This window comes from Promicromonospora sp. NPDC060204 (assembly GCF_042728455.1).
Taxonomy (GTDB): domain Bacteria; phylum Actinomycetota; class Actinomycetes; order Actinomycetales; family Cellulomonadaceae; genus Promicromonospora.
Genome location: NZ_JBHWZO010000267.1, coordinates 1 through 8,110, shown reverse-complemented (window position 1 = coordinate 8,110; position 8,110 = coordinate 1). Strand labels below are relative to the sequence as shown.

The window sequence follows — 8,110 nt, the reverse complement described above, 5'->3', positions numbered from 1 at the left end:
GCTCCGGAGCAACAAATAGCCAGCACTCAACGGTTTCGCGGGGCGGGGGTGGGGGTGGGGGCTGGGGTTACCAGCGGCCCAGGCGGTCGCTCAGGAGGGCTATCGCGATCGGGCCCGCCGTGGACGTGCGCAGGACGTGGGGCCCCAGGCGGGCCGTGGTCGCACCAGCCTCCGCGAGCAGGGCGACCTCGGCCTCCGAGATCCCGCCCTCGGGTCCGACGACGAGGAGCAGGGCGCCGGCGTCGGGCAGCGCGACCGCCGACAGGCCCGTCGTCGCCTCCTCGTGCAGCACGACCACGGCGCCGCCCGCTGCGACCACCTCGCGCGTGCGGGCCGCGAGCTGCTTGGTGCTCAGGGACACGTCGACGTCGGGGATGCGCGCCCGGCGGGCCTGCTTCGTGGCGGCCCGCACGGTGCTGACCCAGCGGGCCCGCGACTTCGCGGCGCGGTCCCCGCGCCACACCACCACGGACCGTTCGGCCTGCCACGGGATGATCGCGTCCACCCCGGTCTCCGTGGCGGCCTCGATCGCCATCTCGTCGCGGTCGCCCTTGGCGAGGGCCTGGACGAGCGTCACGACGACGTCGGGCACGGGCTCGACGACGGCCTGCTCGACGCGCAGGTGCACCTCGGCGCCGTGCACGGCCTCGACGACGGTCCGCAGGCGCACGCCGGCGCCGTCGACCACGTCGATCCGCTCCCCCGGCCCGCGCCGCTGGACGACGCCGGCGTGCCGGCCCTCGGCGCCGTCGAGCACGTAGAGCGCGCCCGCGCCGTACTCGGACAGCGGGTGCGCGGCGGACGCCTCGGCGAGAAAGACTGGCGCGCTCATGGGTGCGCGGTCAGCGCCCGCTGAGCTTGTCGCGCAGGCGCGAGAAGACGCCGCCCTGGACCGTGGCGAGCCGCGGCTCGGGCCGCTCCTCGCCGCGCAGCGTCGCGAGCTGCTGCATCAGCGCGGTCTGCTCCTCGTCGAGGTTCGTGGGGACGTGGACCTCGATGTGCACGTTGAGGTCGCCGCGCCCGTTGGAGTGCAGGTGCCCCACGCCGAGACCCTTGAGGGTCATGACCTGGCCGGGCTGCGTGCCCGGTCGCAGGTCGATCTCTTGCAGGCCGTCCAGCGTGTCGAGCTCGAGCACGGTGCCGAGCGCGGCCGCCGTCATCGGCACCTGGAGGGTGCAGTGCAGCTCGTCGCCGCGCCGCACGAACGTGTCGTGCGCGCGCTCGCGGATCTCGACGTAAAGGTCGCCGGCGGGGCCGCCACCGGGGCCCACCTCGCCCTGCGCGGAGAGCTTGATGCGCGTGCCGGTGTCGACGCCCGCGGGCACGTTGACCGCGACGGTGCGCCGCGAGCGCACCCTGCCCTCGCCGGAGCAGTCGGTGCAGGGCTCGGGGATCACGGTGCCGAAGCCGCCGCAGGCGGAGCACGGCTGGTTGGTCATGACCTGGCCGAGGAACGAGCGGGCGACACGCTGCACGGAGCCGCGGCCCTGGCAGACGTCACAGGTGCGGGCGTGGGTGCCCGGCCGCGCGCCGTCGCCGCCGCAGGTGTTGCAGACCACCGCGGTGTCGACCTGGATCTCGCGCTTGGCGCCGAACACGGCCTCGGCGAGGTCGAGGTCGAGGCGCACGAGTGCGTCGTTGCCGCGCCGGGCGCGCGGGACGGGCCCGGTCGGCTGCCCGCCGCCGAAGAAGGTCTCGAAGATGTCCTGGAACCCGAACCCGGCGCCGAACCCGCCGCCCGCGCCGCCGCCGGGGGACGTCGGGTCGACGCCCATGTCGTACTGCTGGCGCTTGTCGGGGTTGGACAGCACCTCGTACGCGCGCGCGACGTCCTTGAACCGGTCCTCGCCCGCGTCGCCGGCCACGTCCGGGTGCAGCTCGCGGGCCAGCTTGCGGTATGCCTTCTTGATCTGCTCGGGCGAGGCGTCGCGCGGAACACCGAGAATCTCGTAGTAGTCGGTCACAGGTCTCTCTTTGTGGGGAGGTTTGTGGAAGTTCGGGTCAGCCAGGCAGCACTCGCGACAGGTAGCGCGCGACGGCGCGGACCGCGGCGATGGTGCCCGGATAGTCCATACGGGTGGGGCCGATCGAGCTCAGGATCGCGACGGTGTCGCCGTCGGACGAGCCGTAGCCGGACGTGACGACGGAGGTCTCCGCCAGTCCCGCCAGCCGGTTCTCGTGCCCGATGCTCACCGCCACCTTGGCGTCGTCGGTCATGTCGGTGAGGAGGCCGAGCAGGACGACCTGCTCCTCGAGCGCCTCCAGGACGGGCCGCAGGCCCTGCTCGAAACGCATGCCGGACCGTGCCAGGTTGGCCTGGCCGGTCAGCACGATCCGTTCCTCGCTCTCCTCGGCGAGCGCGGCGGTGACCACCTCGGCGACGGCCGTCGCCAGCGGGCGGTGCTCGGCCGGCATCGCCTCGGCGACCCCGGCGAACACGTCACCGAGGTCGGCGAGCCGGCGGCCGGCGGTCGCCGCGTTCAGGCGGGCGCGCAGCTCGCCGAGCGTGCCGTCGTCCAGGTCGACCGGCACGTCGAGGAAGCGCTGCTCCACCCGGCCGGTGTCCGTGATGACGACGACGAGGAGCCGCCCCTCGGCCGTCGGCACGAGCTCCAGGTGCCGCAGCCCGGACCGCCGCAGCGACGGGTACTGCACCACGGCGACCTGGCCGGTGAGCTGGGCGATGAGCCGCCCGGCGCGGGCCACGACGTCGTCCAGGTCGACCGCCTCGGAGAGGAAGGTCTCGATGGCCCGCTTCTGCGGGACGGACAACGGCCGGACCTCGGCGAGCTGGTCCACGAAGAGGCGGTAGCCCTTGTCGGTGGGGATGCGCCCCGCCGAGGTGTGCGGCTGGGCGATGAGCCCGGCCTCCTCCAGGGCGGCCATGTCGTTGCGGACCGTGGCCGGGGAGACGCCGAGCTGGTGGCGCTCCGTGAGGATGCGCGAACCGACGGGCTCCCGTGTGCGGACATAGTCCTCCACGATGGCCCGCAGGACATCGAGTCTGCGTTCCTCGCTCACCGCGCTCACCTCCGTCCCCAGGTAGAACGTCCGGGACGTGCACCCGGGTTCCGGCCCGCTCACCGACACTGCCTTCCAGCACTCTCACCGACCGAGTGCCAATCCTACGCGGCACGCGCCACCCGCCGGGTCGCCGACCCGCCGCACGCCGTGCGCACCCGGGCCGGCCACGCCGTCCCGCCCCGGCGAACACGCGGCTGACCTGCATGTCCTACCGTTCGCCGAGGGCTGAGCACCGAGCATAGGGCGATGCCTTAGGCGCGCCCACCCCGCACCGCGAACCCGTAGGAAAAGATGCGGCGACCGCCCGATCCGCGCGACGTACCTCACAGACGAACCTGGAATCACTGCCGGCGAGGGGCCGGCGGTGACACCAGGAGGAACACCATGTTCGGTTTTTCGGACTACGCCGAGTACCGCCGCAACGAGCAGGAGACCGACCAGCGCAACGAGCGGGCCCGTGTGGCCCGTGAGCAGAAGGACGCGGCCCGCCGTCAGGCCGCCGTGCGGCGCACCGCCGAGCGCGGCGCCCGGGCGGCCGACGCCGTCCGGCCGCGCGTCGCCTGATCCCGCGGGGAGGGCGACCGTGCCGGGCAGCGGGCCGGCCCACGGAGACGGCGGGCAGGCCGACGGAAAAGAGCGGAACGACCACGGACCGGCATGGGACGATGAGCCCATGCCGGTCCCCCGTGCCCGCCTGGTGGGCCGAGCCCCCGAGCTCGGCGCGCTCGAGGCCGCTCTCGCCGACGTCCGCGCGGGCGGCAGCCGCACCCTGGTGATCGCCGGCGAGGCCGGGATCGGCAAGACCCGCCTGCTCGACGAGCTCACCTCCCGGGCCGACGACGCCCACGTGATCGTCGGCCAGTGCGCCGACGAGGGCTCCGGGCCCCTCCCGTACGCCGCCCTGGTCGGACTCCTGGCCGGCGTTGTCCGGACGATGGGCCCCGAGGCGGTCGTCGCCGCGGCCGGACCCTCGGCCGGCGCCCTGTCCGCCCTCGCCCCCCAGCTCGTCGCACCCGCGCCCGATGCCGGGGCCGACCGCGTCCCCGAGGTCCTCACCGACCTGCTCGCCGGGCTCGCGGGCGAACGACCCGTCGTGGTGGTCATCGAGGACCTGCACTGGTCCGACGACGTCACGCGCGCCGTCGCGCTCCGCCTCGCCCGCACCACGCCCCCCGGGCTGCTCCTGCTGCTCACCTACCGCAGCGACGACGTCTCGCGCGCGCACCCCCTCCGCGTCGTCCTGGCCGAGCTCGACCGGGCGCGGCTCACCACGCGACTCGAGCTGACGCGCCTGGGCGAGCCCGAGGTCCACGAGATGGCGCAGGACCTGCTCGACGTCGGCCTCGACGCCGAGCAGCTCGCCGACCTGGCGGACCGCAGCGAGGGCGTCCCCTTCTACGTCGAGGAGCTGGTCGGTTTTCTCGGCACCGACCTGCCCGACTCCCTGCGCGACATCCTCCTGCTGCGCTACTGGAACCTGAGCCGGGAGGCCCGGTCGCTGTGCCGCGTGGTCGCCGCCGCCGGCCCGCGCGTCTGGTACGACGTGCTCGACGACGTCCTGGCGGACGCCTCGACCGGCCCGGGACAGCACGCCCCGCAGACCGGAGCCGAGGCGGAGGAGACCGTCCGCGAGGCGGTCGAGGCCCAGGTGCTGGTGGTCACCGAGGTCGGGTACGCCTTCCGGCACGCGCTGGTCCAGGAGGCCGTGTACGCCGAGCTGCTGCCCGGCGAGCGGCACCGCCTGCACGCCGCGTACGCGCGGGCCCTGGAGCGCGCCCTCGTCCGGCGCGCCCACTCGGTGGCGAAGCTGTCCCGCATCGCCGACCACTGGTGGCGCGCGGGGCTGCCGGACAAGGCGCTGGCGGCGGCCGTCGAGGGGCACCGGACGGCCGCGGCGGGCGCGGCGTCGTCCACCGCGGTCGCGCTGGGCGAACGGGCCCTGGAGCTCTGGGAGCAGGTGCGCGAACCGGAGGCCGTCGCCGGGCTGCCGCACCACGAGCTGCTGCGCTCGGTCGCCGAGGTCCTGCGCGGCTCGACCCGGACCGCCCGCGCCCTGGCAGTGGCGCACGAGGCGATCGCCGAGTGGCCCGAGGACGACCCGGCGGGACTCGTCGGCATGCTCTCCGACGCGGCGCTCATCGCGGGCCACGCCGGCTCGGACGAGGGGCCCGAGCTCATCGAACGGGCCCTGGCGCTCGTCGAGCCCGGCCGGGACGACGTCGTGCGCGGCCAGCTCCTGATGCTGCGGGCGCGCCGCGCGATGCTCGGCGGCAGGCCCCGGGAGGCGATCGAGGCCGCGACGGCTGCCCACGACGCCGCCCGTGCGATCGGCGACGCCGAGGTCGTGTCCGTCACGCTGAACCTGCGGGGCGTGAGCCGGGTGCAGCTCGGCGACACCGGCGGCTTCGCGGAGATCGACGCCGGCCGCGAGGCGGCCGGGGACACCTGGCACGGGCTGAGCCGGTACTACGTCAACGGGTCGGACGCCCGGCTCGTCGTGGGTGACTGGGGCCGGGCGGCGGAGATCGCCGAGGAGGGGATGGGTGCCGCGCGTCGGCACGGCTCGTCCGACTCGACCCGGCTCATGATCGAGGGAAACCTCGCCGAGGCACAGATCGGGCGCGGCGACTGGGCCGAGGCCGCCGCCTGGTACGAGCGCACGATCCCGCCGATCCACGACAGCGTGTACTCCGCCTACCTCAGCGAGCGCCGGATCTGGCTCATGATGTGGCGCGGCGAGGTGGAGCAGGCGCAGGCCGAGGCGCGCCGCAGGGCCCCGAGCTGGGAGCGGTTCGGGCGCCTGGAGGAGCAGATCAGGTCGCGCACCAGCGTGACGCTGGCGGAGCTCGCGCTGCTGCGCGACGATCCGGCCGAGGCCCTGGAGCGCATGTCGGTGGTGGTCGCCTCGGACCGCCCGTGCATGCTGGCCTACGATCTGCAACAGCTCGGCGTGGCGGCCCAGGCGATCGCCCGGCTGGGCGCCGCCGGGCAGGACGTCGACGACGCCCCCTACCGCGCGGCCCTCGCCGCGTGCGCGCGCTGGCCGACGTTCCCGTTGTGGTCGGCGCTGTTCGAGGCGGAGCTCGGGACCGGACCCTGGACGACGGTCGCCGACCTGCCCGGTCCCGGACCCGTGCACCTGCGCCCGTACGCGCTGTACCGCGAGGGTGCGCGGCTGCTCGACGTCGCCGACCGGGCCGGGGCCCGGGCGGCGCTCGGCTCGGCGGTCGTGGAGGCGGAGAAGATCGGTGCGGGACTGGTCGTCCGGCAGGCGCAGGGCCTGATCGACCGCGCGGGCCTGGTGGAGGGGGCGGCCGGCCCTCCGCCGTCGGGCGCGGGGACGGACGCGCTCACCGCCCGCGAGCGGCAGGTGCTGGCCCTGGTGGCCGAGGGCCTGACGAACGGGCAGATCGCCGAGCGGCTGTTCATCTCGGCCAAGACCGCGTCGGTGCACGTCTCGGCGATCCTCCGCAAGCTCGGCGTCGCCACCCGCACGGAGGCGGCGCTTCGCGCGAGCCGCTGACCCGACCCGCCTACCCCGCCCGCCCCGCCCTCCCGGCCTCGTTGAGTGCGGGCTATCTGCGCCGAATGACACTCCGGGAGCACGGATATCCAGCACTCAACGGGAGGGGCGACCTAGGCTCGCCGCGTGGTCGACGAACGGTATGGAGCCGATGTGCTGTCCCCCCAGTTCCCTGGCGCGCAGCGAGGGCGGCGGCCGACGTCGCAGCCCACGCCCGCCGAGCTGGGCCTCGTGGTCGAGGAGGTCGAGACCGGCTGGGTCGGCGCCGTGGTGCGCGTCGAGAAGTCGGGCGGCATGCACGTGGTGGTCCTGGAGGACCGCCGCGGACGCACCCGCACCTTCCCGCTCGGCCCGGGGTTCTGGGTCGAGGGCAAGCCCGTCGTGCTCACCGCGCCCGTCGTGAACCGCGCGCCGGCGCAGCCCACCCGCACGGCCTCCGGGTCCGTCGCGGTGCACGGCGCCCGGGCGCGCGTCGCCCGCGGCAGCCGCATCTGGGTGGAGGGCAAGCACGACGCCGAGCTCGTGGAGAAGGTCTGGGGCGACGACCTGCGGATCGAGGGCGTGGTGGTCGAGATGCTCGACGGCGTGGACCACCTCGCCGAGCGCCTCGCCGAGTTCGGGCCCGACGCCGAACGGCGGGTCGGCGTGCTCGTGGACCACCTGGTGCCCGGGTCGAAGGAGCAGCGGCTCACCGACGAGGCGCTGCGCACCGTCCCCACGGGGACCGTGCTGGTGCTGGGCCACCCCTACGTCGACGTGTGGCAGGCCGTGCGCGCCGAGCGCCTCGGGCTCGAGCGCTGGCCCGTGATCGACCGCGGTACCGAGTGGAAGCTGGGCATCCTGCGGTCCCTGGGCTGGCCTGCGCAGACGCAGGCGGACGTCGCCCGCGGCTGGCAGCGGATCCTCGGCACCGTGCGCGACTTCCGGGACCTCGACCCGGCGCTGCTCGGCAGGGTCGAAGAACTTATCGATTTCGTGACCCTCTCGTAAGGCGCAGCCTCTACGGTTGGTCATATGTCCGAAAACCCGCAGGAGCCGCAGACTCCTCAGCAGCCCGGCCCGGCGCCGCAGCAGCCCGGCCCCGCACCTCAGCAGCCGCAGGACGCCCCGGCCTACGGGACGCCCCAGCCGCAGTCGCCCTACCAGGGTCCGCCGCCGGCCGGCCCCGCCTACTCCGGCGGCCCCTACCAGCCCCAGCCGCTCACCCCGTCGGACGAGCGCATGTGGACGGTCTTCGCCCAGGTCGGCGCCATCATCTTCTCGTTCGTGCCGCCGCTGGTGATCTGGCTGGTCTTCAAGGACCGCAGCCGGTTCGTGGAGCAGGAGGCGAAGGAGTCGCTGAACTTCACGATCACCGTGATCATCGCGAACGTGGCGCTCGCGATCATCGCCGCGGTCACGTTCGGCCTCGGCACGATCCTGTACATCGTGCTCATCGCCGCGGTCGTGTTCCAGATCCTGGCTGCCGTCGAGAACGGAAAGGGCGCGCCCTACCGCTACCCGGTGAACATCCGCTTCATCAAGTAGCCGGCGTCCGCCGAGTCAGCATGCTGGTCGGCGACC

The 8,110-nt window shown here is 74.4% G+C and carries 7 protein-coding genes; 4 read left to right on the top strand and 3 right to left on the bottom strand.

Annotated elements, in window-relative coordinates; genetic code table 11:
- Nucleotides 1–67: 67 nt before the first annotated feature.
- Genes ACFWEJ_RS24425 through hrcA form a run of 3 tightly spaced genes read right to left on the bottom strand, consistent with a single transcriptional unit; the run spans nucleotide 68 to nucleotide 3,021 of the window.
- On the bottom strand, nucleotides 68–832 hold the full coding sequence (locus tag ACFWEJ_RS24425; RefSeq protein WP_377231779.1) for a 16S rRNA (uracil(1498)-N(3))-methyltransferase: 765 nt from the start codon (nucleotides 830–832) through the stop codon (nucleotides 68–70).
- A gap of 10 nt (nucleotides 833–842) precedes the next feature.
- Nucleotides 843–1,964 (bottom strand): molecular chaperone DnaJ, encoded by a 1,122-nt coding sequence (gene dnaJ / locus ACFWEJ_RS24420; RefSeq protein ID WP_377231778.1) that lies wholly within the window; start codon nucleotides 1,962–1,964, stop codon nucleotides 843–845.
- Between the two features lie 37 nt (nucleotides 1,965–2,001).
- Nucleotides 2,002–3,021: a heat-inducible transcriptional repressor HrcA gene (hrcA, locus tag ACFWEJ_RS24415; RefSeq protein ID WP_377231777.1), complete on the bottom strand. Its 1,020-nt coding sequence runs from the start codon at nucleotides 3,019–3,021 to the stop codon at nucleotides 2,002–2,004.
- Nucleotides 3,022–3,408: 387 nt separating this feature from the next.
- Between hrcA and ACFWEJ_RS24410 the strand changes: the two genes are divergently transcribed.
- From ACFWEJ_RS24410 to ACFWEJ_RS24395, 4 genes are all read left to right on the top strand, one after another.
- Complete coding sequence (locus ACFWEJ_RS24410; RefSeq protein WP_377231776.1) at nucleotides 3,409–3,588, top strand: hypothetical protein; 180 nt, start codon at nucleotides 3,409–3,411, stop codon at nucleotides 3,586–3,588.
- Between the two features lie 109 nt (nucleotides 3,589–3,697).
- A complete protein-coding gene (locus ACFWEJ_RS24405) occupies nucleotides 3,698–6,547 on the top strand; it encodes an ATP-binding protein (protein WP_377231775.1) in 2,850 nt (949 codons plus the stop codon).
- 126 nt (nucleotides 6,548–6,673) lie between these two features.
- Nucleotides 6,674–7,537, top strand: coding sequence for a DUF3097 domain-containing protein (locus ACFWEJ_RS24400; RefSeq protein ID WP_377231774.1), 864 nt, complete (start codon nucleotides 6,674–6,676; stop codon nucleotides 7,535–7,537).
- A 24-nt stretch (nucleotides 7,538–7,561) separates the two neighbouring features.
- A complete protein-coding gene (locus tag ACFWEJ_RS24395; RefSeq protein ID WP_377231773.1) occupies nucleotides 7,562–8,074 on the top strand; it encodes a DUF4870 domain-containing protein in 513 nt (170 codons plus the stop codon).
- Nucleotides 8,075–8,110 lie beyond the last annotated feature (36 nt).